Source organism: Mesobacillus sp. ABV4_180, from assembly GCF_056158485.1.
This window is the reverse complement of record NZ_JBSWTJ010000001.1, coordinates 4245229-4267260: the sequence shown is the minus strand read 5'-3', so window position 1 is coordinate 4267260 and position 22032 is coordinate 4245229. Positions and strand designations below refer to the sequence as shown.

Sequence of the window (22032 nt, the reverse complement as noted above, 5' to 3'; positions counted from 1 at the left end):
TTAGGAATCTTTGAAGGATTAAAAGGGGTGGCTAATCGTTTTTTACGAAGAATCTTGTAAAGTTATTTTATATTAGAGCCATCACTTAGCGAATCCTAAAGTGTAAAAAATCTTTCATCTATTTTTTTGCATCAATCAAGGGCACATATTGTTCAGAGACGATAAGATCATCTTCCACTAAAACGTAAGGGTGTGTTTCCATCAGAATCGTTTTAAGGTGGTCGGGCATCTTATCCCCTTCATAGGCGCAGATTAATGGAAACGACAGCTGATTTACCGCTTCGTCCACCACTTTTTCAAAATCCTCGATTAGATGCAGCGGATCTTCCATGGTAGCCCATTCCACATGAGCCCATGATCGAAAGGTAATTTGATTTTCCACATAAGGCTGTACGGTTTTTTCAAAGTATTGTGTGATGGCAGGAGGGTGATAGCTGCCACTAGAATAATAGAAATCGAAGTTGTTTATATGGTGAACGAACTCCCATTGCTCTGTCGTTAACCGTTTTTTTAGTTCTTTATCGATTAAAGGGTATACACGTTCACTTTCAATGAGAATCACGTAATCTCCCGCGGCGATGCCATCTTGAATAAAATTAACTGCCTGTTCGATGTACCTTTCCATTCCATGATAGGAATATAGGACATGCACACATCTTTGATCATTAAACAACTGATTCATATTGCTTTTCAATTCATTCACCCCTTTTTCCAGTATTCTCCTCATTATATAGTACGGTTCAAGATAAATACGTAATATGGTAAAAATAACTTTTTTAATCCAAAAAACTTTCTTCTATTTTTGATAATGTAAAAATCTACACGACCATCTTGGATCAGTTCCTGTAAACTTAGAAGATATTTACAGTTTGCGAATAAAATGCGTTTTTTGCGAATAAACCCTTAGAAGTTGCGAATAAATCGCAGGTAACGATTCATTTGACCTGAAAACAAAAAAATAGTACTGAAATGGCTTGTTCAAAATCAAGGGAATAAGTTTTTGTGTATAGGGGTATTAAAGGAACATAACCTAATTCATAATTTGAACTGGAAAATTCAAAACAGGAGGTGCTGTTTATGTCATTTCAATATGCGGAAGAAGATGGCCGTTTTGTCGCCAAGGATGCAGACGGGCTCGAAGTCGGGGAAGTGACTTTTACTCGGGATGGAGATGAGGTTCTGGTGATCGACCATACAGGTGTGGATCCAGCGAATCGTGGCCAGGGTGTGGCCGAAGAACTGATCCGTCATGTTGCGGAGAAAGCGAAGAATGAGGGTTTGAAGATCGAGCCGGTGTGCTCCTATGCTAAAAAAGAACTTGAGAAGAAGCCGGAATACAGAGAGGTTTTGAAGACTTAGGCCTTGAGTTTTTACTCATAGGCTTTTTTGCTGATGCAGTTCACACTTTGATGATCGTTGCATCTATCGGTATGCTATCTAATTGGGTTCGAATGGCAATGTCCGGTATAATAAGAAAGTCAGAAAACGAATAGGGATGGTCATCAACTAATGTGTGGGATTGATTTTGTTATTGCTGTGACCGATAAAGAAGCGTCAATGGCTGAAGAATATGTAAGGTTTGAAGAAAAAATACACGATTATTTAATAAGAGAAACAAAAAAGAAGGATCCTTTGACATTACTGATTCAATTAGACCGGTATAAACGAACAGTCTTAAATGCTAAAGAAATCAATGAGTTAATCGTCATATGTGAAGAGTTATTAAAGAGATTTTATGTGGAAACAGAAATAAACCATGCAATACGTGACTTTGCACAAGATTTGAAAGAATTATGCCAGGAAGCGATCGAGCAAAAGAAGCATCTTTATGCTATTGGTGATTAACCGGGGATAAACGAACCCATTGACATGAAAATACCAGCATGATAAAATTATCTCGAATTCAAGATAATTTGTTTTTTCGATGGGAAAAAGGATATAGTAATGATAGATATTTTTTTGAGGTAATATCTCGATTTCAAGATAAAAGGAGAGATACAGATGAATGAATTAAGAGGAATACACCATGTAACGGCAATTACAAGCAGCGCGGAAAAAAACTACGAGTTTTTCACATATGTACTGGGAATGCGTCTTGTGAAAAAGACGGTCAACCAGGATGACATTCGCACGTACCACTTATTTTTTGCGGATGATAAAGGGTCTGCGGGTACGGATATGACTTTCTTCGATTTTCCTGGCATTCCTAAGGGAACGCACGGAACAGACGAGATTTACAAAACAGGGTTCCGCGTGCCGACAGATGCGGCGCTGGACTACTGGGTCAAACGATTCGATAAATACGACGTCAAGCATACAGGCATCAAGGAGTTGTTCGGAAAGAAAACGATTTCGTTTGCCGATTTTGATGAACAGCAATACATGCTGATTTCGGATGAGTTCAATAAAGGCATTACATCCGGGACTCCATGGCAGAACGGTCCGGTTCCGTTGGAGTTCGCGATTACTGGCCTTGGACCAATTCATATCCGCATCTCACGCTTCGATTATTTTAAAGAAGTGTTGGAAAAAGTGATGCATATGCGCGAAATCGGGCAAGAGAGTACTCTGCATTTATTCGAAATGGGAGAAGGAGGGAACGGTGCTCAGGTTATCGTCGAGGACAATAAAGTGCTGCCGGCTGGCCGCCAGGGATTTGGCACCGTGCATCATGCGGCATTCCGGGTTGCCGACACTTCAGTTTTGCATGAGTGGATCGATCACATGAAAGCATCCGGATTTGGCACCTCAGGGTATGTTGACCGCTTCTTCTTTGAATCATTATACGCGCGAGTGGCACCTGGTATTCTGTTCGAATGGGCGACAGACGGACCTGGCTTCATGGGGGACGAACCATATGAAACCCTCGGGGAAAAATTATCCCTGCCTCCGTTCCTTGAATCGAAGCGTGAGCAGATCGAGGATTTTGTCCGCCCGATCGATACCGTACGCAGCACAAGGGATATTGAAAAAGAGTATTTGTAAACCACTGTTTGTACAGGTCATTTTTGTGGAAAACTCCAATTGAATGATTTTAATAAGGAGGGAACTAAAATGGTTAAATTAGCAGTGATTTTTTACAGCATGGGCGGAACGAATTATCAGCTTTCAAAATGGGCAGCGGAAGGCGCAAAGGAAGCAGGCGCTGAAGTGAAAGTGTTTAAAGTGAAAGAATTGGCTCCTGAATCTGCGATCGAAGGCAATGATGCCTGGAAAGCGACAGTCGAGGCGACAAAGGATGTCCCTGAAGTCACACCGGATGACCTTGAATGGGCTGATGCCATCATTTTCAGTGTCCCAACACGATTCGGGAACATGCCTTCACAAATGAAGCAATTCCTTGATACAACCGGCGGCCTGTGGGCTAAAGGCAAACTGGCGAACAAGGTCGTCAGCGCGATGTCCTCCGCTCAGAACCCGCACGGCGGACAAGAAGCAACGATTCTGTCATTGTATACAACGATGTACCACTGGGGTGCGATCGTCGCCGCGCCGGGTTATACCGACCAGGTGACATTCGCAGCAGGCGGAAACCCATACGGCACAAGCGTAACTGTCGACCAGGACGGCAATATGGTCGAAGACGTCCAAGCAGCAGTGAAATACCAGGCAAAGCGGACCGTTACCGTCGCAGGATGGGTTAAGAACGGGAATCAATAGAAACACGGGGACGGTTCTACTGTTTCAGGCAAAGAAGCACGGGGCGGTTCTTGTGCTTCCGGCGTAAAAAGCGTAAAACATGGGTAAAACATGGGGACGGTTCTTGTGTTTCCGTCTTATGAAAAAGCGAACAGTGCAGAACTGTTCGCTTTTTTCGTTCTGTTGAATTATTGATTCAGTTGGAGGTTGGCTGTTTTTAAATGAAGCTGAATCCACGTTTAGAATAACTCCTTCAATAAAACTCTGGCGCGTCACAGAAGTGTTAAAAGGGTATACTTAAAGTATGAAGAGATAGAAAAGGAGGAGAATCCAATGACGAACAATCAGGCGGGCTGGAATTTTGACAATAGCTATTCCCGGTTGCCGGGAATCTTTTTTACCCTGCAAAATCCGAAACCTGTCCGGGAACCGGATATGGTCATTTTTAATCATGCATTGGCCGGGGAACTTGGCTTGAATGGGGATGAATTAAAAGAGCAGGCGGGTATTTTTGCCGGAAATGAGATTCCTGAAGGAGGAACGCCTCTGGCGCAGGCGTATGCTGGCCATCAGTTCGGGCACTTTAACATGCTTGGTGACGGACGTGCCATCCTGCTGGGTGAGCAGATGACTCCTGAGGGTGAGCGATTCGATATCCAGCTCAAAGGGCCGGGGCGGACTCCTTATTCCCGTGGCGGTGACGGCCGTGCCGGTCTTGGCCCGATGCTGCGGGAGTATATCATCAGCGAAGCGATGCATGCACTTGGCATTCCGACGACCCGCAGCCTTGCTGTCGTCACAACCGGCGAGCAGATCATCCGTGATACAATGCAGCCCGGCGCGATTTTGACGCGTGTGGCAGCAAGCCATTTGCGTGTCGGTACCTTTCAATTCGCAGCCAATTGGGGAAAGAAAGAGGATTTGCAGGAACTGGCTGACTATGCTATTAAGCGGCATTATCCCGAGCTCGAAGGTGAGGAAGACTGTTACCTTTCCCTGTTAAAAGCGGTCATCAAGCGCCAGGCTGAATTGATTTCGAAGTGGCAGATGGTTGGATTTATCCACGGTGTCATGAATACTGACAATATGACGATCAGCGGCGAGACGATAGATTATGGTCCTTGCGCGTTCATGGACACGTACGACCCAGCGACCGTGTTCAGTTCGATTGACCGCGAAGGCCGATATGCGTACGGGAACCAGCCATATATCGGCGGCTGGAACCTTTCGAGATTAGCGGAAGCGTTGCTGCCTTTGTTGCATGAGGACGAAGACCAGGCTGTTCAACTGGCCGAAGGAGCACTCTCAGAATTTCCAGGGTTATTCGAAGGGGCATTTTTAGCGGGAATGCGTGCGAAACTGGGGATTTTTAATGAGGAAAAAGAAGATAAAGCCCTTATCTCTGGACTGCTTAATTTGATGCAGAAGCATAAAGCGGATTTTACCAACACATTCAGGGCATTGACCGCCGGCAAGCTTGAGGGCACGGAACTTTTTGTGGCTGAGGACTTCATTCAGTGGCAGGAAAAATGGCAGGATCGGCTTGGCCGCCAGGAACAATCGAAGGAAGCTTCCCGGCAGCTCATGCGTGACAGCAATCCGGCTGTCATTCCGCGAAACTACAAGGTAGAAGAGGCCCTCGCGGCTGCTTTGAATGGTGATATGAGTGTGATGGAAAAATTGCTAAGGGTTCTGGCTGACCCATATGCCTATTCGCAAGAGCAAACGGAATTCTGTGCACCGCCTGCGCCGTCAGCGAAGCCTTACCGCACTTTCTGCGGGACATAATCTCAGGGGCAAAGATTGATTGCCTTTTTTGCTTTTTAACCTTACGATGTTTATAATTTAGGTAAATAGTCCATATATTAAAAAAGAGCCTCCGGCGGCAACCGGAAACTCAGATGTACAGCATGCTGCAGACGTGCAGCGGCCCATAGAATGAATAAGAAATGGTCTACTCAAACATTGTGGCGATGCAGGGTAGGTCATTTCTTTTTGTTTGCAGAAATACCCAATGCAACTACGGCAATGATCAATGTTGCAAAACTAATCATCATGTTCATTGCTTCGTAAGTCACCATCAGCGTCACCCCCTTTCGTGAAGAAAGTGAGGAATGACCGCTGCCCACCCCGCATTTGCTGTACAGAATAAGTATAAACATGAAATACGGTCTGCTATACGGTGAAAGAGCCGATTTCGGTTGAAGTAATTTTTTATTAATGAGAGGTTATGTACCCGAAGTGCGAGGAAATGCTTGAGTACGGTCACATAAAAAAGGATTATGTGACCGTGAAGCGAGGAAAATCAAGATGACGGTCACATAAAAGAGAAATATGTGCCCGTGAAGCGAGGGAAAACAAGGTGACTGTCACATAAAAGAGAAATATGTGCCCGTGATGCGAGGAAAATCAAGATGACGGTCACATAAAAGAGAAATATGTGACCGTGAAGCGAGGGAATGAGAGTTTACGGTCACATAAAAGCGGATTATGTGCCCGTGCAGCGGGGGAAATGAAGATTACGGTAACATAAAAGCGGATTATGTGCCCGTGAAGTGGGAGAAATCGAAATTACGGTCATATAAAAGAGAAATATGTGCCCGTAATGCGAGGAAAATCGTAATCACAGTAACATAAAGAGAGGCTTTGCTCACGAAACCCAGTCAGAACTGTGCGAGCTGGCAATTAAGGTCATCAATGTGATACTGCATCCAAAAAGAAGGCCTGGAACTCCCACCCAGGCCGTTTTCAACGCATAAAAGAGCGATACCATTTATCCCAATCGAGTCCGAGTGAGTAGGAGACTGATTTAGATTCAAGTTTTGCACAATCGTTGATGCATTTGCCGCCGATGATGAATTTCAGTCCTGGATTTGTATTCAGAATGGATACGATCCAGTCATCCACCTTCTTAATAGGACCGGGATTGGTCATCGAAATCGCTACAAAGGAAATGCCCTTCATCCTGATCAATTCCGCTAATCCTTCAAGTGGTGTATTCGGTCCCAAATAGATGACGTCGTGCCCTTTTTTCTTTAAAAAAATGCTGAAGATCATCAGCCCGATTTGGTGGTGCTCACCTTCGGGACAGAATGCCAGCACTTTCGGAAGGTGCTGATTCACAGGCAGGATCCTCAGGAACTGGGTGCAGCGGTTGATGATGAACTGCGATGAAAAATGCTCCTGGGCGACTGTGATGGCGCCATTCTCCCACTCATCCCCAACCTTATACAAAACGTCCACCAAAATATATTGAAATACCTCTTCATAGTCATACAAGGAAAATGTAAGGTCGACAATTCGATTCGCTTCTTGTGTGTCAAGGTTGATCAGGGCATGATATAACTCTTCCTGGACTCCATCGAACTTATTTTTTTCGGTTGGAGGTGTGTCAGGAGTATGATCGATTTCTTGTAAAAGCCTGACGGCGTCACTGATTTTCATGTTGTGATCGTGAATCTGTGTCTTAATCCACTTCAGCATTTCTAAGTCCTTCTCGCTATAAAGACGGTGACCGCCTTCGGTACGGGAAGGCTTCACCACATTGTAGCGGTTTTCCCAGGCCCTGATTGTTACGGCCGGGATATCCAGTAATTCCGAAACTTGCTTGATACTATACAAAATTATCACCACCACTCATTATTGTATACAAGTTATACAAAACTTACACAATTTTAAAAGCCTAAAATACGCCATTTTCAGGTGTTTAAAATAATAAAGTAAAAATAATTGCCATTTTTGTATAGGTTTTGTATAATGTAATTGTAAGGTTATACAAAAATTATACAACGGTGGTGCGATTATGAAAAATTTAAATTTGTTATCATTAGTATTGCTTATTGTCGGCGGATTAAATTGGCTTCTGGTCGGTTTGTTTGAATGGGATTTGGTTGGAGGGCTTTTCGGAGGGATGGACAGTCCAATTGCGAAAGTGGTCTATATCCTTGTTGGCCTGGCTGCAATCTACAGCATCACACTTTTATCAAAAGTAAATAAATAATTACGGAAGGCGTACAGAACTCAATCTGTACGCCTTTTTTGATAAAATAAAAACATCAATATGTCTATCCTAAAGAAAGGAGGGAGTGGACCAGGAAATGAATAAGAGTGAGATTGAATATAAAATCGTTGAATTAAAGGACGAATACTTACAGCTTCAGCATAATCTTGAAAAGCTGGAGTCGATAAAGGGTAATCTTCATCCGCTGGAAAAACGGCTAGCGGCTATTGAAGAGGAGTTAAGTTCGCTTAACCAGATGCTGCGGGAAATGTAAAACCAGAAGCCTATTCTTTTAAAGAATAAGGCTTTTTCTTTTGAATCGAAGGAACGGGAAGGAATCGTGCTGGATGTTGTTGAAGTTATTGAATAAAGGTATTGTCGAATCGTTATTTCACTAAAGCAGGTGATTCAATCCATGAAAATAATTGAAACTGAGAGACTGTATTTAAGGGAATTGCTTTTGGAGGATACAGAAGAGTTATCGAAGGTTCTTTCTGATCCGGAGTCCATGCAATTTTATTCTGAGCCGTTTAGTCTGGAGAAGGTGGAACAATGGATTCGCTGGAATATGAAAAATTACAGAATTCATAACCATGGATTGTGGGCGGTCATTTTAAAAGATGGGGAAGAATTCATTGGGGATTGTGGCATCACGATGCAAAGAATTGAAGATGAGACGGTCCCGGAGATTGGTTTCCATATCATTAAGAGCTTTTGGAATAAAGGATATGCGACAGAAGCTGCGTTTGCCTGTAAGCAATATGCATTTGAAAAGATGAATTACCCGAAGGTATTTTCATATACGACGATAAGAAATCTTGCTTCACAAAAGGTCGCTGAGAAAATCGGGATGGGTCCATATAAGGTTTTTGAGAAGAATGGGGAAAAACAAATCGTACAAGTAGCAGTTAATCCTGCGATTTTGGGAGGCAGAGAATGAAGGTAGTAGTTGGTTTTAGCGGGGGCAAGGATTCCACGCTGGCATTATATAGACTTCAAAATCAAGCTGAATACGAGATTGATTCATTGCTGGTGACGCTGACGGAAGGATTTGACCGTGTTTCGATTCATGGAGTCCGTTATGAGCTGCTTAAGCTGCAGTCCGAGTCTTTAGGGATTCCTTTAAGGGAAGTGTGGATTCCGCAGGATTGCCCGAATGAGAAGTATCAGGAGCTTATGGGGAACGCCGTTTCTAAAATGAAAGAAGACGGGGTTACACATATGGCATTTGGGGATCTTCATCTGGAGGATGTCCGGGAGTACAGAGAAAAAATGCTATCGGGAACAGGGATCAAGCCAATATTTCCTCTATGGAAAATCCCTGTAGAGGAGATCAGCGAAGAATTCATAAGCCTTGGATTTAAAACAATCCTTACATGCGTTGATATGGATCAACTGGATAAAACTTTCGCAGGCAGAGTATATGACAGGGAGTTCATCATAGATTATCCGAAGGAAACTCATGATATTTGCGGAGAGAATGGGGAGTTTCATTCCTTTGTGTTTGACGGGCCCAATTTTAAATTCCCAATCAAATTTGAGTTAGGCGAACAAAAAGTAACACCTGACTTTTTCACTAAAAAGGACCGATTTCTGTACATAGATCTCCTTCCAAACAATAAGTAGGCAGGGGAAGGATCCATAAAATTGTCTGGGGGAGAAGAGTCCATGTCAATAAAAAAGAGTTTTGCCCAGGAGACAGTAAATGGGGTAATCATGGGCAATGGGAAGGTGTCTTTCCAAAATGTCCGATTGAATGTCCATAGTTATTATATTGATGGGGTTTTGATTGATACGGGGGCAAGGTCGCTAGGCGATTACTTCAAACCGTTTTTTAAGGAGCTTACTATTGACCAGGTGGTAATGACTCATTACCATGAGGATCATTCGGGGTGCGCGGCGTTTTTGCAGGAAGAGTTACAGCGGCCGCTTTTCATGAATGACTTGATGATTGAGTACTGCAAGGGGAAGGCGGATTACCCAATGTATCGGCAGCTGTTTTGGGGGAAGCGCAAGCCATTTCGGGCGGAACCCATCGGGGATAGCTTTCATTCGCCAAATGCATCATGGAAAGTAATTCATACTCCCGGGCATGCTGAAGACCATGTGGCGTTTTTAAATGAAGAAACTGGACAGCTTTTTACTGGAGATCTGTACTGCCAGGAAAAGACGAAGGTTGCTCTTCGGGGTGAAAGTGTGCCGGTCATGATTGACTCATTAACGAAACTCTTGACCTATGATTTTGAAGAGGTGTTTTGCAGTCACGCAGGCCATTTGAGTGAAGGGCGCGCAGCTTTAAAAAGAAAGCGGGATTATTTATTGGAGCTGCAAGGAACTATTTTAAAAATGTATGATGAAGGAAATGCTCCTGAAGAAATAAATGCCGCACTGTTTCCGAAAAAATATCCAATTGTATTTTTATCTGCGGGAGAATGGGACTCACTCCATATTGTCCGTTCCGTCATTAACGAACGTAATCAATCGGTGAACTCCTAACCAAAAGGAGGATTTCGAATGGATATTGTTATAAGAGACTATGAGGACCATGATTATAGTGAATTCGTGGGGATGGTGAACGCGCTCTACCGAGAAGACCCCGAGGGCAAGCCAATGGAACTGTCAAAAGTGGCAGCTACAGTTAATGAGTATAAAAATCATCCTGAAAAAATCAGGATTGTCCTTTTGCTGAAAAAGAATGAAGTCATTGGTTACTCCATCCTTGTTCACTTTTGGAGCAATGAATATGGTGGGAATATCCTGGTCGTAGATGAATTGTATATCAAAGAGAAATACAGAAACGCAGGGATCGGCAGTTATTTTATAAAACAGTTAGAAGAAAGTGGAGACTGTGCTGCTATTCAATTAGAAACGACTCCATCAAACGAAAGGGCTTGTCATTATTATAGGAGATTGGGATTCGAAGTTAGTGAAAATACACATTTGGTGAAGGTTAAGTCATATTAATGAATGGAATAAAACAAGCCCTGCGAGAGTATATCCTCGCAGGGCTTCAACATTAATTCTCTTCTATTTCTCTACGGTTTTTCTTGAAAAGCTTCGATAATACTTCATACACGATTGGCACGATGATCAATGTCAATAATGTGGAACTTGCTAAACCTCCAATTACAGTGATTCCAAGTCCCTTCGAAATGAGACCGCCGCCGCCTGATCCGATTGCGAGCGGGATCAGTGCGCCGATGGTAGCGATTGCTGTCATCAGGATTGGGCGCAATCGCGTTGCTCCGGCTTCGAGGATCGCATCACGCATTCCCAGACCGTCACGTTCCATATGAATGATTCGGTCAACGAGGACAATCGCGTTTGTAACGACGATCCCAATCAACATCAATAGACCCATCATGACGGATACCGAGATGGTCTCGCCTGCGATCCACAGGCCGACAAATGATCCGATTACCGCAAATGGCAAGGAGAACAGGATTGCGAATGGTGCAAGTCCCTCACCGAATGTGACAACAAGGATGAAATACACGATTGCGATTGCTGCAAGCATGGCGATTCCAAGTTGAGTAAAGGTTTCGGTCATATCTGCAGCCACACCGGCAACGTCCAATGTCACACCTTTTGGCAGATCTAATTTCTCGATTTCTTTATCGATTTCAGATGTTGCTTTTGAAATGTCTTCGCCAAGAATCGTTCCTGAAACGGTTGCGTAGTATTCGCCTTTATTACGCGCAAGTGTGTTCAATGTTGTCCCTTGCTCGACTTTTACCAGATCGGAAAGAGGCATTGTCGTACCAAGGGCTGTCGGTACTGGTGTGTCCAGAATGTCGTCAATGGATTTTGGCTGTGCCGCCTGTTCCTGCTGGACGATGACTTCCAGTGTATTGCCGTCTTTTTCAATTGTTGTCAAGACTTCCTGTGATTGATCAGGGCGTAACATCATAACGATTTGCCCTGTCGTAAGCCCATATTGGAGCAATTCTTCCTGCTCTACCTTGAAGGTGTATTCAACGAAAGCTTCTTCTGCACTTGAAGAAACATCCTTCAGGCCATCGTTATCCTTCATGACGTCTTCGACCATTTTTACAGCTTCATTTAGCTTATCAAGATCTTCACTGTAAAAATTGTAACTGACTTCGTTCGAGGACATGGAAGCAGCTGCAAAGTTCTGGCTCTTCCATTCGCCGGATTGGTCGATGTTGAACACATATTCTTCGATTTCTTCACGGACTTCCGGGAAGTTTTCCATCTCTGGGTCGAAGATCAGGTACATTAATGCACCGTCACTGCCTCCGCCCATCATCGCGGCCATCGGGTCGCCGCTCTCAGTCACTGAGATCTGGACGATGTCGATATCCTTGTGCTTGAGCATTTTTTCTTCCACTGCTTCAACATTCGCCAATGTATCTTCTTTCAGATCGCCTGCTCCAGGTGTGTAGGTTAAGTACATCACCTTATCTTCCTCGCTGCCCATGAAGCTGAAACCAATCAGCGGCGTCAACGCCAGACTTCCTGCGAGTAAAACAACGGAAAGGATGGAGGAGATGACTTTATGGTTGAGCGTCCATTGAAGGATGCCTTTGTACCAGTTTGATAGTTTGCCAGTTTCTTTATGGCTGCTTTCAGTCTTTTCGCCATATAACTTTTTCCTGAATAGAAAATGGGATAAAGCAGGTACTACTGTTATGGCGACGATTAGCGAAGCGCCTAGTGCGAACGTCATCGTCAATGCGAATGGCATGAATAGTTCGCCAACCATGCCGCCAACAAAGATCAGCGGCGCAAATACTGCGACTGTCACCAATGTTGAAGAAAGGATTGGTTTGAACATTTCAATCGTTGCTTCCCGGATCAGTGCACGGCCTGTTAATTTCTCTTCTTTTAAATGAAGGCGGCGGTAAATATTTTCAACAACTACGATCGAGTCATCGATTACCCGGCCAATTGCGACGGTGATCGCACCAAGGGTCATGATATTCAGTGTGATGTCCATCCAGTTCAAAATCAGCAAAGCCATGAAAATCGAGACTGGGATGGATACGATCGAGATGATCGTCGATTTAAAATCACGCAGGAACAGCAGGATGATCAGTACAGCAATCAATCCGCCGAATAATGCTTTTTCGACCATTGTTGAAACCGATTCTTCAATTGGCTCGCCCTGGTCAAGCGTGACATCAATGACAAGACCGTCGATTTTCTTCTCTTCTTCCTTAATCAGGTCCTTAACAGCGTTCACGACGCTGACGGTGTTTGCCTGTTGCCCTTTAACGATTTGAATGGCAATGGCGTCTTTGCCGTTTGTGCGTGATACCGATTGGACTTTCCCGACCACTTCAATTTTTGCGATGTCGCCAAGCTTCACGAATGGCAATGGATTTGTTGCAGAAGGTTTAACGGGAATCAGCATATTCTTCAGCTCATCAGCTGTCATGAACTTGCCGTCGATGGCAACAGCCTGTTCACCTTCTTCAAATTCATAAAGGCCCAATGACACTGCCAGGTCGCTTGCCTGGATCATTTGTTTGACGTCGTCCTCTTTTAAACCGAGTTCCGCCATCTTGGCCTGGTTATAAGTCAGCTCGACTTCTTCAACATGCTGACCAGTAATGGTTGCAGAGGCAACGCCTTCGATTTTTTCGATTTTAGGAAGCAAGATGTCTTCCACAGTCGAGGTGATCTCGACGATATCTTCTTTTTCACTGCTGACACTCAATGCGGCAACCGGCATCATATTCATGCTGATTGCAGTAATGACAGGTTCCTGTGCATCTTCTGGCAGCTTTACTGTATCTAGCGCAGCTTCCAATGCACGTTTCGCCTCGTCCATATCGATTCCGTATTCGTATTCAACTTGGATATTCGACATGTTAGAATAAGAATTGGAATAGACGAATTTCACGTCCTCAAGATTTTCGATTGCTTTTTCCAAAGGCATGGACACATCTTCCATGACCTGTTCAGGTGTTGCCCCAGGGTATACATCCATTACCATCAAGTATGGTATGGAAATGTTCGGGATTGTCTCCATATTCATCCGCGTACCTGAATAAATACCAGACACCGTGATGATAATTGTGAGGAGCCAAACTGCAAGTTTATTTCTTACGACAAAATTGACTAAACCTTTCACTTTTACACCTACCCTAAATTGACTTATCAGACTCAAGTATTTATACTAATGACCGAGTGGTCAATTGTCAATGAAATAATATAGGAGCGATAAAAGTAAATGATGAAAAAACAATTAATCATGGAAAGTGCATTGGAATTGTTTGCGGAGAAGGGTTTTGAAGCAACTTCGATCCAGCAGATCACAGAGCATTGCGGAATTTCAAAGGGTGCTTTCTACTTGTCGTTCAAGTCAAAGGACGAACTGATTATCGCCTTGATTGATCATTTCATGATGCAGTTGATTACGGATATTGACCGCATAGTCAAAAATTCAGCAGATGATCAGCTTTTATATGATTTCTATTATGCGATCTATGATTCTTTCCAAAAACACTCTGATTTCGCAAAAATTTTAATAAAAGAACAGGCCCATACCTTGAATGAAGAACTCATGTTGAAAATGAGATATTATGACATGTTATTAGAGGATTTGATTTTAGCGATGCTGGAACGGTTGTACAGTGACGAGGTCAATCACATAAAATATGATTTGATATACAGTATCAAGGCCTTTATGAACACCTATTCACACTTGTTCTTATTCTATGATCTTCCTTTTGATTTAAAATTACTGTCACAGTCGCTAGTCGAAAAAACGAACCTGATTGCAAAACACGCAACAGTGCCGTTCATTTCACCGGATATTGCCCAAATGTTAAAAAAGCCAATCAATGAAGAAGTGACGAAGGAACAGCTTCTTGTGATGATCGAAGAAAAAATAGAAGAGATGGAAGAGTCCATCGAAAAGGAATCATTGATTTTGATAAAACAGCAGTTGATCGAACCAACACTCAGCCGTGCGATTGTGAAAGGGCTGCTGGAAAACATCCGGAATCATCCTTATTCTAAGTGGCTGTCCTATTTGCTTAACCATTATTTTGGTTTTTAAGCGAATTCCTGCAACACAATGAAAAAGGTATACATAAACGTTTCCGTGCTAAATGTTTATGTATACCTTTTTAAATGAAATTACTTTTCGCCAATCACCGCAACAGTATGGTATTCTCTTGAATTTGGTCCTTTTACTATTTTTACGTCTTTAAAACCAATCTGGGTCATGAGCGGGAGCAGCTGGTGTTCCAGCATGCTTTGTACTCCACTCCATGTTTCTCCATCCTTGCCATTGCAAAGGGTGATGGTTACGGAACCTTTTGGCTTCAATACTCTATAAATCTCAGAAATGGTTTCAGAAGACATGTCCCAAAAGTAAACAGAATGGATGCTGAATATCTTAGTGAACATTTCGTCGTCCAAGGGGATATTCCTTACGTCTCCCTGTAATAATTGAGCCTCACCATTGCGAATGGCACGTCTATTCCTTATTTTTGCTGAACGGAGAATTGATTTGGAGCGGTCCAATCCAACGACTTGTTGAACATTGGGTTGTGCAAGGAGAAGTTTCATGGCAAATCCTGCTCCGCATCCGAGCTCTAAAACTCTTTCCTCTGTTTTTAATTCCATTAAACTGATTGTCCATATTGTTTCTGGCCGATGCTGCAAAACCATCTTTTCTCCAAAATATAATCCTAGTAATCCCTTCGGTGACTGATACTGAGAGTCAACAAAATCTTTGATTTTTCTAAGAATCACGTTCATTCCTCCCCTGATAATAAAATTATAGTTCAGCCAAATTATTAAACAAGGTAATATTGATTATAGTTAGTATTAAGATTTTTTATAGAAGAAGAGAGGATATTTTCTTGGATATTAATCAATTAGAGGCATTTGATCATGTTGTAAGATTGGGCAGTTTCAGTAAAGCTGCCAGGAACCTGAACCTATCTCAGCCAACCATCAGTATTAGGATCCAGGGGCTGGAAAAGGAGGTTGGGGGAAGCCTATTTCACCGGGTTGGTAAAAGGGTAGAACTTACAGAGGTGGGGAAGGGCTTCTTGCCATATGCAAGACAGGCTCTTGAAATCTTAACGAAGGGGATTGAAAGGGCACATCTCATACAGGGGGGGGAATTAGGTCATGTTACCATTGGAACGCTCCCAACATTCACCTCTGGTACATTCAGTTCAGTCATTGCTTATCTAAACAGGACCTATCCAGAAATCAATCTAGAAATACATACAGGACATAACCAGCAGATTATTGAAATGCTATACGACGGATTTGTGAAAATTGGATTATTGACCATGCCTTTTTTTAATATAGACATAAAAAGTATTTTCACTATAAAAGAGCCGCTTATTTTAGTTGCTCACCCTTCTCATCCAGCTGCTTCATTATCTGAAGGAACACTTAGCTTTGTTGAGGTCATAAAGAAAAGCAATCCATATATAGTTGTCGACTGGAGTGAAGAAAGCAAGCAATGGCAAAAATCATTGATTCACCCTGGTATAGACTATTTAGAGCTGCCTCCAGCTACAGCGATGGATTTAGTCCTTTCCAAAAATGGGATCACACTTTTGACAGAAACAATGGTGGCAGAATTATTAGAATCCAAAAGGCTAGTGAAACTGCAGCCACATGATCTTCCGCCTTTATTTCGGGAAATAGCTTTGGTAAGTTTGGATTCGGAAAAGAATCTATCACCAGCTGCAATGACATTGATTGATGCCTTTAGGAACCAAGTGAAAAAATAGTTTTGGGTAAGTAAAAAACGCTCGGGTTGAGCGTTTTTATTTTTGGCTATTCAGTCCACATCAATAAAAGCGTCAATGCCAAGGCGTTTGATCCGGGCTACTCTTGTCTCGGCGTTTTCGCGGCTTGTGAAGGCTCCGGCCTGGATTCGGTACCATGTTCCGCCTGAGATGGCTGTGGTCACAATAAAGCTTTCAATTCCTTTAGAACGCAGGAAAGCCACTCGCTGGTCCGCATTTGCCTTTTGTCTGAACGAACCGGCAATGACTTTGTACAGCGACCCGCGTTCTTCAACCTTTGGTTTTGGCGTGAGGCTGAAGGCTTTTGCAATCCCATTCGCATGGCCCTGTGCAACGTTTTGCCGCCAGGAGGCCTGCTTCATCAGGGCAGCATCCTGGGCATTGTCGATAAAGCCATTTTCAGAAAGCATGGCGTCCATGGCCGATTCGCGGAGTACGTGGAAGTCTGCTTTTTTCTTGCCCCGGTTCGTAAGCTGGTTCAGTTTCACTACTTCTGCGTGGATGATGTCGCGGTATTTTGCGGTTGTGGAGTTTTCAGAGAGGCTGCTGTGGATGTAGTCTTCATAGCCTTTTGCGGTGCCATTGAAAGCATTGATGTGGATCGCCATGTAAAAATCCGCGCCCCATGCATTTGCTTCATCGGTCCGCTGTTTCAAGCTTTTCGTGGTATCACTCGTCCGGCTCATTTTCACCTCAATATTTACATAATTGTCCAGAAGAATATTGCGTATTTTCAGCGCGATATCCAAAGTCAAATCCTTCTCCATCAGGCCATTGCCCTGGGCTCCAGGATCCAAGCCGCCGTGGCCGGCATCTAAATAAAGTTTCATTGAATCTCCTCCTTTAATAAAATCGCATTCTCTATAAGGTATGTAGGAAGAAAGTATCGGTAAGGGTGCATGTCCTGTTGAACTGAAAAATCTTAATTAAAAACAATAGACAAGCAAAGAAGCAGCCCGATTCTCCATTGAATTGGACTGCTTCATGTGTCTTTCTAAAAATCTTTATTGATATTATGGGCGATTTGTTTTTGAACATAGTTATGAAACAAATGATAGTAGGCTATATTCATGATCATTACAAGTAAATAGAAGAAAGAAGAGTACCACAGATTCCAATTTTTATAAGTGAATAGATGGAAAAATTCAACTGAGACCCACTCTAGAACGGACAGAATGGCTGTTCCGATAAATATATAAATCAAAGAATTCGGTTTATGTTTCGCGTAAAAATACATGATGATTAATAAGGAAAAGGGATAAACAATATTTTGAAGCAGCAAATCCATGAGCTCACCACTGTTATGGTCAACCGTATCATAAAAGTCATAAGGCGGCATGGCCAGAAAATAATCACCAACGGTTGTGTAAAGGAGATTAAACAAAAGAATCCCGATGAATTCTGTAACTAGAAAAACTGAATCCTTTTTATGCAAGTAAAAGTAAACAATAAGCACCAATAACGTAATGCCAATTGTAAACCATTCATTTTCATCAATTTTTTTTGGTGAAATGGGCTTTAAAATTTCATAGGCCTTAATAAAATAATAATTCATATAATCCTTTCCTTTCTTAGAATTCCAGAAAGAACATTCATAAAATATAAAGTGAGTAAAATAACCAGCATTTCAAAGAACATATCCAATGAAGGATACCAGCTAATACTGTCGGAACGAAGGACACCAATCTGTAAAAATGCCTTTTCAACACATATGCCGAATAGAATCCATGAAAAAGTCCCGATTAATTTTACGATGAGTGCTGTGTTCGAACGATAAAGAGCCATGACCCACATTAGTGTAATGGCAAAAACCGCACCGTATTGAAGGCGTACAGTCCAAAAAGGAAAATGTTCTGTCACGACAGAAATACGGACATATGGTGAAGAAATCGTATAAAACATATTTTGACTAAAGTAGGAAGTGAATAGGAATAACAAAAATATTTCGATCTTTACGAACCATTTTTTCAATAATGGCAATGTGACAAGAAGAAAGATGGATAGAATTAAGACAATGAAAAATGTAATGACTTTCAGATAAAACCCTCCAAAAGCTAAATACTTATCGTATTGCTGTAATTGGCTATCGAAGAAAGGCAAGTCTGCCAATGTTAGTATGGACTGTTGTTGGACATTCATTCTCTCTTTAAAAATGCCCCCAAAATACAAAACACCCAAAGCATCACTATGCCTTGAGCGTTTTGTATTATGTATTCCTAAGTACCGTAATAAACCCATCCAGAATCTTGTGACTAACTTTAAAGCCCTTGCTCTCGTAAAATTTCAGTGCAGCATCGTTGCCGTTTGATACATAGATAAAACGGTCCTCGATTTCAGGGAATGCATCCAGCCATTCCATTGATTTTTCGAACAAAACAGAGCCGAATCCGAGACTGCGGTAACCTTCTTTGATGTAAAACTGCGACAGGCAGCCGACATCATCGCCTTTGACTGAATCTAGATCGAAAAAGGTGGCGAATTCATTGGAATAGACTTCTTTTGGAGAGATGTTGCTGTAGACATAACCGACCATTTCTTCTCCATCCATTGCGGACAGGATAAAATTCGCTTTTGCTTTTTCAACAGAAGGAACCATCCTCGTTTCAAAGCTCATGCTGTCAAAACGCTCAGGAGCAATCGTGGCCAAAGACTTTTGATAGGCCATCAGTTCATTGACCAAATCCTTAATGGAAGTGATATTTTCTTCTTGGATTATTTCGTAATGAATGCTCACTTTTTCACTCCTTCCGATATTTTGTTTGATAGAATTATAGTTGAGTTTTCAAACGGTTAGCAAGTTTCTTTTGTGATAAATTTTAGCGGGAGGGTTTTTGGGGATGCTTGAGAAATTAGCTTGCAAGCTAGGGCGCAGGGATGAAGAACCGAATATAGAGCTGGCCATTGAACTTTGCGAGAAAGAGGATCGCAAGGGAATCGCAGAAATTGTTGAGGGTCTGAATGGAAAAGATAAGACGGTCGCCAATGACTGCATCAAGGTTCTGTATGAAATAGGATATAGAAAACCTGAACTGATTTCGGAATATGCAGATGTATTCGTGTCAAATCTTTTATCGAAAAATAATCGGCTAGCCTGGGGAAGCATGATTGCACTTGGAACGGTGGCTGAATTGAGTGCGGATGTGATTTTTCCAAAGTTGGCTCTTGTAAAAAAAGCATATGAAATTGGCAGTGTGATTACCGTGGACAATAGCATCAGTGTTTTTGCAAAAATGTGCAAAGCCAACACGGATTATGAACATGAGATCTTTCCGATCATCATCAACCATTTGAAGCATTGCCGGCCAAAAGAAGTCCCGCAGCACTCCGAACGAGCGATGGTTTGCATCGATGAAACGAATTCAGAGGAGTTCATCAAGGTTTTAGAGGAAAGGAAACAGTCTTTGTCTGCAGCACAGATGAAGAGAGTGGAAAAGGTAATCAAAACAGTATCTGAAAGGGGCAGGTTGAATTGACAGTAAAGAAAATTTCTCCGAAAGAGCTATATGAGAAGTTGAAGCAGGAGGAAGTGGTGCTTTTAGATGTTAGAGCGGAAGAGAAGTACCAGGGTTTTCATATAGAAGGAACGAATGTACATAGCCTGAACATCCCGAAGAATAACATCTTTGATTTGGCGGAGGACAAGGACGCCTCAATCGACGCTTTGCCTGAAGGGAAGGAATTGATTGTTACCTGCACGACAGGGAACTCTGCGACAAAGTGCGCAAACATCCTGGCAGAAAAGCAATATGATGTGGTCGTTTTGGACGGCGGGATTACGGCGTGGAAAAGTTATTTGGAAACGAAAAGGGAATAGGGAAATGGATTTGGAGGAGTGGGGATGTGACCGCTCCTTTTTGTGTTTTAAAAGCGGAAATATTAATAACTGAAAATTGCTAATATAATTACTTTGAATAATTTTGAAATCGATTTCATTCCTGACATGCTGGTCAGGACGCGGGTTTTGCCTGCTCGTCATATCGTGTAACATCCTTGAAACAATGCAGGATGTTTGTTAGGTTAGATAACCGTAAGCCTCATGAGGGCAGGAAAAACTTGGACGGCATAATTAACATATGAATTTTTCTTTGTGGTCCGGCTGGATTTTTGAAGCCTGTTTTCAATACCACTATGTTACTTATTTCGTTTAGGGAAAACGAAAAGGAGAGATTTGGTGACTTTTGAAGTATTTATATCTTTAGCAGTTTATTTTATCGCAATGATCCTCATCGGATTGTATGCATACCGCAAAACATCTGATCTATCAGATTACATGCTAGGCGGGCGCGGGCTTGGACCGTCGGTGACGGCGCTGTCTGCCGGTGCGTCTGATATGAGCGGCTGGATGCTGATGGGATTGCCTGGCGCGATGTACACAACGGGTATCTCGAGTGCATGGCTGGCAATTGGATTATCCATCGGTGCTTATTTGAACTACCTCATCCTGGCTCCAAGACTCAGAACGTATACGGAGCTAGCAAATGATTCAATCACAATCCCCGATTTCCTTGAAAACCGCTTTTCGGACGGAACAAAAATTCTTCGTTCCGTATCAGCAATCGTCATTATCGTGTTCTTTACGCTGTACACGTCAGCGGGTCTCGTTTCAGGCGGAACTTTGTTCGAGTCTGCATTTGGGCTTGATTATCGCTGGGGCTTGTTCCTTACTGCCGGTGTAGTTGTTGTCTATACGCTATTCGGCGGCTTCCTTGCCGTAAGTTTGACGGACTTTGCACAGGGGGTCATCATGTTCATTGCGCTGATTCTGGTGCCGGTTGTTGCCTTCACAGATCTTGGAGGCACTGCAAACGTAATGGATACGGTAAGTAAAATCGATCCTACCATGATGGATCTGTTTAAAGGGACTACTTTTATCGGCATCATGTCACTTTTGGCATGGGGGCTTGGTTATTTTGGCCAGCCGCATATCATCGTCCGCTTTATGGCGATCAATTCTGTTGAAGAGTTAAAACCTGCTCGCAGAATTGCGATGGGCTGGATGATCATTTCCATTATCGGTGCTTTGGCAGTCGGTTTGGTTGGGATTGCTTATGTAGATGTGAACAATGTGGCGCTTGAAAATCCAGAAACGGTGTTCATCATGTTCGCGAACATCCTGTTCAACCCTTATATCACGGGATTCCTGCTTGCCGCGATTTTAGCAGCAATCATGAGTACGATTTCTTCCCAGCTGCTTGTCACATCAAGTGCGTTGACAGAGGACTTTTACAAAGCGTTCTTCCGCCGCGAAGCAAGTGACAAAGAATTGGTATTCGTCGGACGTTCCGCTGTCCTGCTTGTCGCATTAGTCGGCATCGCGCTTTCTTACACACCGAGCGACACAATCCTTTCATTGGTCGGTAACGCCTGGGCTGGATTCGGTGCCGCATTCGGACCAGTCATGCTCCTGAGCCTGTACTGGAAGCAAATGAACCGATGGGGCGCACTTGCCGGCATCATTGTCGGTGCGCTGACCGTCATCATCTGGATCAGCATCGATGGACTTTCAGAGTTCATGTATGAAATGATCCCTGGATTCTTTTTCAGCTTGATCGCGGTTCTTGTGGTAAGTAAAATCACAGCAGGACCAGGCAAAGCTGTAAAAGAGGAGTTTAAGGAAATGGAAAACATTATGTCTGAGTAAAA

At 42.9% G+C, this 22032-nt stretch carries 25 protein-coding genes; 16 read left to right on the top strand and 9 right to left on the bottom strand.

Features of this window, described 5'->3' with window-relative positions; all coding sequences use genetic code 11:
- Window positions 1–118: 118 nt before the first annotated feature.
- A complete protein-coding gene (locus ACXAEA_RS21700) occupies window positions 119–694 on the bottom strand; it encodes an MEDS domain-containing protein (RefSeq protein ID WP_475097920.1) in 576 nt (191 codons plus the stop codon).
- 383 nt (window positions 695–1077) lie between these two features.
- On the opposite strand from ACXAEA_RS21700, the gene ACXAEA_RS21695 reads away from it, so the two are divergent.
- From ACXAEA_RS21695 to ACXAEA_RS21675, 5 genes are all read left to right on the top strand, one after another.
- Window positions 1078–1359, top strand: a complete 282-nt coding sequence (locus ACXAEA_RS21695; protein WP_475097919.1) for a GNAT family N-acetyltransferase — start codon at window positions 1078–1080, stop codon at window positions 1357–1359.
- Between the two features lie 150 nt (window positions 1360–1509).
- Window positions 1510–1845 carry a hypothetical protein gene (locus ACXAEA_RS21690; protein WP_475097918.1) on the top strand — a complete coding sequence of 112 codons (336 nt, stop codon included), beginning with the start codon at window positions 1510–1512 and terminating at the stop codon, window positions 1843–1845.
- A gap of 156 nt (window positions 1846–2001) precedes the next feature.
- Window positions 2002–2985: a ring-cleaving dioxygenase gene (locus tag ACXAEA_RS21685; RefSeq protein ID WP_475097917.1), complete on the top strand. Its 984-nt coding sequence runs from the start codon at window positions 2002–2004 to the stop codon at window positions 2983–2985.
- Between the two features lie 69 nt (window positions 2986–3054).
- Window positions 3055–3660, top strand: a complete 606-nt coding sequence (gene wrbA, locus ACXAEA_RS21680; RefSeq protein WP_475097916.1) for an NAD(P)H:quinone oxidoreductase — start codon at window positions 3055–3057, stop codon at window positions 3658–3660.
- Window positions 3661–3972: 312 nt separating this feature from the next.
- Window positions 3973–5427, top strand: a complete 1455-nt coding sequence (locus ACXAEA_RS21675; RefSeq protein ID WP_475097915.1) for a protein adenylyltransferase SelO — start codon at window positions 3973–3975, stop codon at window positions 5425–5427.
- 197 nt (window positions 5428–5624) lie between these two features.
- Here ACXAEA_RS21675 and ACXAEA_RS21670 read toward each other — a convergent pair whose 3' ends face one another.
- Together ACXAEA_RS21670 and ACXAEA_RS21665 are read right to left on the bottom strand one after the other, a co-directional pair.
- Window positions 5625–5720 carry a putative holin-like toxin gene (locus ACXAEA_RS21670; protein WP_251485982.1) on the bottom strand — a complete coding sequence of 32 codons (96 nt, stop codon included), beginning with the start codon at window positions 5718–5720 and terminating at the stop codon, window positions 5625–5627.
- Window positions 5721–6387: 667 nt separating this feature from the next.
- Complete coding sequence (locus tag ACXAEA_RS21665) at window positions 6388–7260, bottom strand: MerR family transcriptional regulator (RefSeq protein ID WP_475097914.1); 873 nt, start codon at window positions 7258–7260, stop codon at window positions 6388–6390.
- Between the two features lie 181 nt (window positions 7261–7441).
- Here ACXAEA_RS21665 and ACXAEA_RS21660 point away from each other — a divergent pair, with 181 nt between their 5' ends.
- From ACXAEA_RS21660 to ACXAEA_RS21635, 6 genes are all read left to right on the top strand, one after another.
- Entirely contained in the window at window positions 7442–7639 is a 198-nt protein-coding gene (locus ACXAEA_RS21660; RefSeq protein WP_475097913.1) for a DUF378 domain-containing protein, read from the top strand.
- A gap of 97 nt (window positions 7640–7736) precedes the next feature.
- Window positions 7737–7913 carry an SE1832 family protein gene (locus ACXAEA_RS21655; RefSeq protein WP_475097912.1) on the top strand — a complete coding sequence of 59 codons (177 nt, stop codon included), beginning with the start codon at window positions 7737–7739 and terminating at the stop codon, window positions 7911–7913.
- Window positions 7914–8054: 141 nt separating this feature from the next.
- Window positions 8055–8579: a GNAT family N-acetyltransferase gene (locus ACXAEA_RS21650; protein ID WP_475097911.1), complete on the top strand. Its 525-nt coding sequence runs from the start codon at window positions 8055–8057 to the stop codon at window positions 8577–8579.
- Entirely contained in the window at window positions 8576–9265 is a 690-nt protein-coding gene (locus ACXAEA_RS21645; RefSeq protein WP_475097910.1) for a Dph6-related ATP pyrophosphatase, read from the top strand. Before ACXAEA_RS21650 ends, ACXAEA_RS21645 begins: the two co-directional genes overlap by 4 nt.
- Window positions 9266–9307: 42 nt before the next feature.
- On the top strand, window positions 9308–10135 hold the full coding sequence (locus ACXAEA_RS21640; protein ID WP_475097909.1) for an MBL fold metallo-hydrolase: 828 nt from the start codon (window positions 9308–9310) through the stop codon (window positions 10133–10135).
- An 18-nt stretch (window positions 10136–10153) separates the two neighbouring features.
- The gene (locus ACXAEA_RS21635) at window positions 10154–10603 is read left to right on the top strand and encodes a GNAT family N-acetyltransferase (protein ID WP_475097908.1); all 450 of its coding nucleotides are present in this window, start codon (window positions 10154–10156) and stop codon (window positions 10601–10603) included.
- Between the two features lie 52 nt (window positions 10604–10655).
- Here ACXAEA_RS21635 and ACXAEA_RS21630 read toward each other — a convergent pair whose 3' ends face one another.
- Window positions 10656–13739: an efflux RND transporter permease subunit gene (locus tag ACXAEA_RS21630; protein WP_475097907.1), complete on the bottom strand. Its 3084-nt coding sequence runs from the start codon at window positions 13737–13739 to the stop codon at window positions 10656–10658.
- A gap of 99 nt (window positions 13740–13838) precedes the next feature.
- On the opposite strand from ACXAEA_RS21630, the gene ACXAEA_RS21625 reads away from it, so the two are divergent.
- Window positions 13839–14669, top strand: coding sequence for a TetR/AcrR family transcriptional regulator (locus ACXAEA_RS21625; RefSeq protein WP_475097906.1), 831 nt, complete (start codon window positions 13839–13841; stop codon window positions 14667–14669).
- Window positions 14670–14749: 80 nt separating this feature from the next.
- On the opposite strand, the gene ACXAEA_RS21620 is transcribed toward ACXAEA_RS21625, so the two are convergent.
- Window positions 14750–15370 carry a class I SAM-dependent methyltransferase gene (locus ACXAEA_RS21620; RefSeq protein WP_475097905.1) on the bottom strand — a complete coding sequence of 207 codons (621 nt, stop codon included), beginning with the start codon at window positions 15368–15370 and terminating at the stop codon, window positions 14750–14752.
- Between the two features lie 110 nt (window positions 15371–15480).
- On the opposite strand from ACXAEA_RS21620, the gene ACXAEA_RS21615 reads away from it, so the two are divergent.
- A complete protein-coding gene (locus tag ACXAEA_RS21615) occupies window positions 15481–16371 on the top strand; it encodes a LysR family transcriptional regulator (RefSeq protein WP_475097904.1) in 891 nt (296 codons plus the stop codon).
- A gap of 50 nt (window positions 16372–16421) precedes the next feature.
- Here ACXAEA_RS21615 and ACXAEA_RS21610 read toward each other — a convergent pair whose 3' ends face one another.
- The 4 genes from ACXAEA_RS21610 to ACXAEA_RS21595 all read right to left on the bottom strand — a co-directional run bounded on the left by ACXAEA_RS21610 (window position 16422) and on the right by ACXAEA_RS21595 (window position 19123).
- Window positions 16422–17219: an N-acetylmuramoyl-L-alanine amidase gene (locus ACXAEA_RS21610; protein WP_475097903.1), complete on the bottom strand. Its 798-nt coding sequence runs from the start codon at window positions 17217–17219 to the stop codon at window positions 16422–16424.
- A 164-nt stretch (window positions 17220–17383) separates the two neighbouring features.
- Window positions 17384–17944 (bottom strand): hypothetical protein, encoded by a 561-nt coding sequence (locus ACXAEA_RS21605; RefSeq protein ID WP_475097902.1) that lies wholly within the window; start codon window positions 17942–17944, stop codon window positions 17384–17386.
- Window positions 17941–18528, bottom strand: a complete 588-nt coding sequence (locus ACXAEA_RS21600; protein ID WP_475097901.1) for a hypothetical protein — start codon at window positions 18526–18528, stop codon at window positions 17941–17943. Before ACXAEA_RS21600 ends, ACXAEA_RS21605 begins: the two co-directional genes overlap by 4 nt.
- 67 nt (window positions 18529–18595) lie before the next feature.
- Entirely contained in the window at window positions 18596–19123 is a 528-nt protein-coding gene (locus ACXAEA_RS21595; RefSeq protein ID WP_475097900.1) for a GNAT family N-acetyltransferase, read from the bottom strand.
- Between the two features lie 103 nt (window positions 19124–19226).
- On the opposite strand from ACXAEA_RS21595, the gene ACXAEA_RS21590 reads away from it, so the two are divergent.
- The 3 genes from ACXAEA_RS21590 to putP all read left to right on the top strand — a co-directional run bounded on the left by ACXAEA_RS21590 (window position 19227) and on the right by putP (window position 22030).
- A complete protein-coding gene (locus ACXAEA_RS21590) occupies window positions 19227–19862 on the top strand; it encodes a hypothetical protein (RefSeq protein WP_475097899.1) in 636 nt (211 codons plus the stop codon).
- Window positions 19859–20203 (top strand): rhodanese-like domain-containing protein, encoded by a 345-nt coding sequence (locus tag ACXAEA_RS21585; protein ID WP_475097898.1) that lies wholly within the window; start codon window positions 19859–19861, stop codon window positions 20201–20203. Before ACXAEA_RS21590 ends, ACXAEA_RS21585 begins: the two co-directional genes overlap by 4 nt.
- Before the next feature lie 357 nt (window positions 20204–20560).
- Window positions 20561–22030 carry a sodium/proline symporter PutP gene (gene putP, locus ACXAEA_RS21580; protein ID WP_475097897.1) on the top strand — a complete coding sequence of 490 codons (1470 nt, stop codon included), beginning with the start codon at window positions 20561–20563 and terminating at the stop codon, window positions 22028–22030.
- The last annotated feature ends 2 nt before the right edge of the window (window positions 22031–22032 follow it).

Bases quoted from the DNA above. Each gene is read 5' to 3' on its own strand.
- ACXAEA_RS21695 (WP_475097919.1), top strand. From the start codon at position 1,078: ATGTCATTTCAATATGCGGAAGAAGATGGCCGTTTTGTCGCCAAGGAT.
- ACXAEA_RS21690 (WP_475097918.1), top strand. From the start codon at position 1,510: ATGTGTGGGATTGATTTTGTTATTGCTGTGACCGATAAAGAAGCGTCA.
- ACXAEA_RS21685 (WP_475097917.1), top strand. From the start codon at position 2,002: ATGAATGAATTAAGAGGAATACACCATGTAACGGCAATTACAAGCAGC.
- wrbA (WP_475097916.1), top strand. From the start codon at position 3,055: ATGGTTAAATTAGCAGTGATTTTTTACAGCATGGGCGGAACGAATTAT.
- ACXAEA_RS21675 (WP_475097915.1), top strand. From the start codon at position 3,973: ATGACGAACAATCAGGCGGGCTGGAATTTTGACAATAGCTATTCCCGG.
- ACXAEA_RS21670 (WP_251485982.1), bottom strand. From the start codon at position 5,720: ATGGTGACTTACGAAGCAATGAACATGATGATTAGTTTTGCAACATTG.
- ACXAEA_RS21660 (WP_475097913.1), top strand. From the start codon at position 7,442: ATGAAAAATTTAAATTTGTTATCATTAGTATTGCTTATTGTCGGCGGA.
- ACXAEA_RS21655 (WP_475097912.1), top strand. From the start codon at position 7,737: ATGAATAAGAGTGAGATTGAATATAAAATCGTTGAATTAAAGGACGAA.
- ACXAEA_RS21650 (WP_475097911.1), top strand. From the start codon at position 8,055: ATGAAAATAATTGAAACTGAGAGACTGTATTTAAGGGAATTGCTTTTG.
- ACXAEA_RS21645 (WP_475097910.1), top strand. From the start codon at position 8,576: ATGAAGGTAGTAGTTGGTTTTAGCGGGGGCAAGGATTCCACGCTGGCA.
- ACXAEA_RS21640 (WP_475097909.1), top strand. From the start codon at position 9,308: ATGTCAATAAAAAAGAGTTTTGCCCAGGAGACAGTAAATGGGGTAATC.
- ACXAEA_RS21635 (WP_475097908.1), top strand. From the start codon at position 10,154: ATGGATATTGTTATAAGAGACTATGAGGACCATGATTATAGTGAATTC.
- ACXAEA_RS21625 (WP_475097906.1), top strand. From the start codon at position 13,839: ATGATGAAAAAACAATTAATCATGGAAAGTGCATTGGAATTGTTTGCG.
- ACXAEA_RS21610 (WP_475097903.1), bottom strand. From the start codon at position 17,219: ATGAAACTTTATTTAGATGCCGGCCACGGCGGCTTGGATCCTGGAGCC.
- ACXAEA_RS21605 (WP_475097902.1), bottom strand. From the start codon at position 17,944: ATGAATTATTATTTTATTAAGGCCTATGAAATTTTAAAGCCCATTTCA.
- ACXAEA_RS21600 (WP_475097901.1), bottom strand. From the start codon at position 18,528: ATGAATGTCCAACAACAGTCCATACTAACATTGGCAGACTTGCCTTTC.
- ACXAEA_RS21590 (WP_475097899.1), top strand. From the start codon at position 19,227: ATGCTTGAGAAATTAGCTTGCAAGCTAGGGCGCAGGGATGAAGAACCG.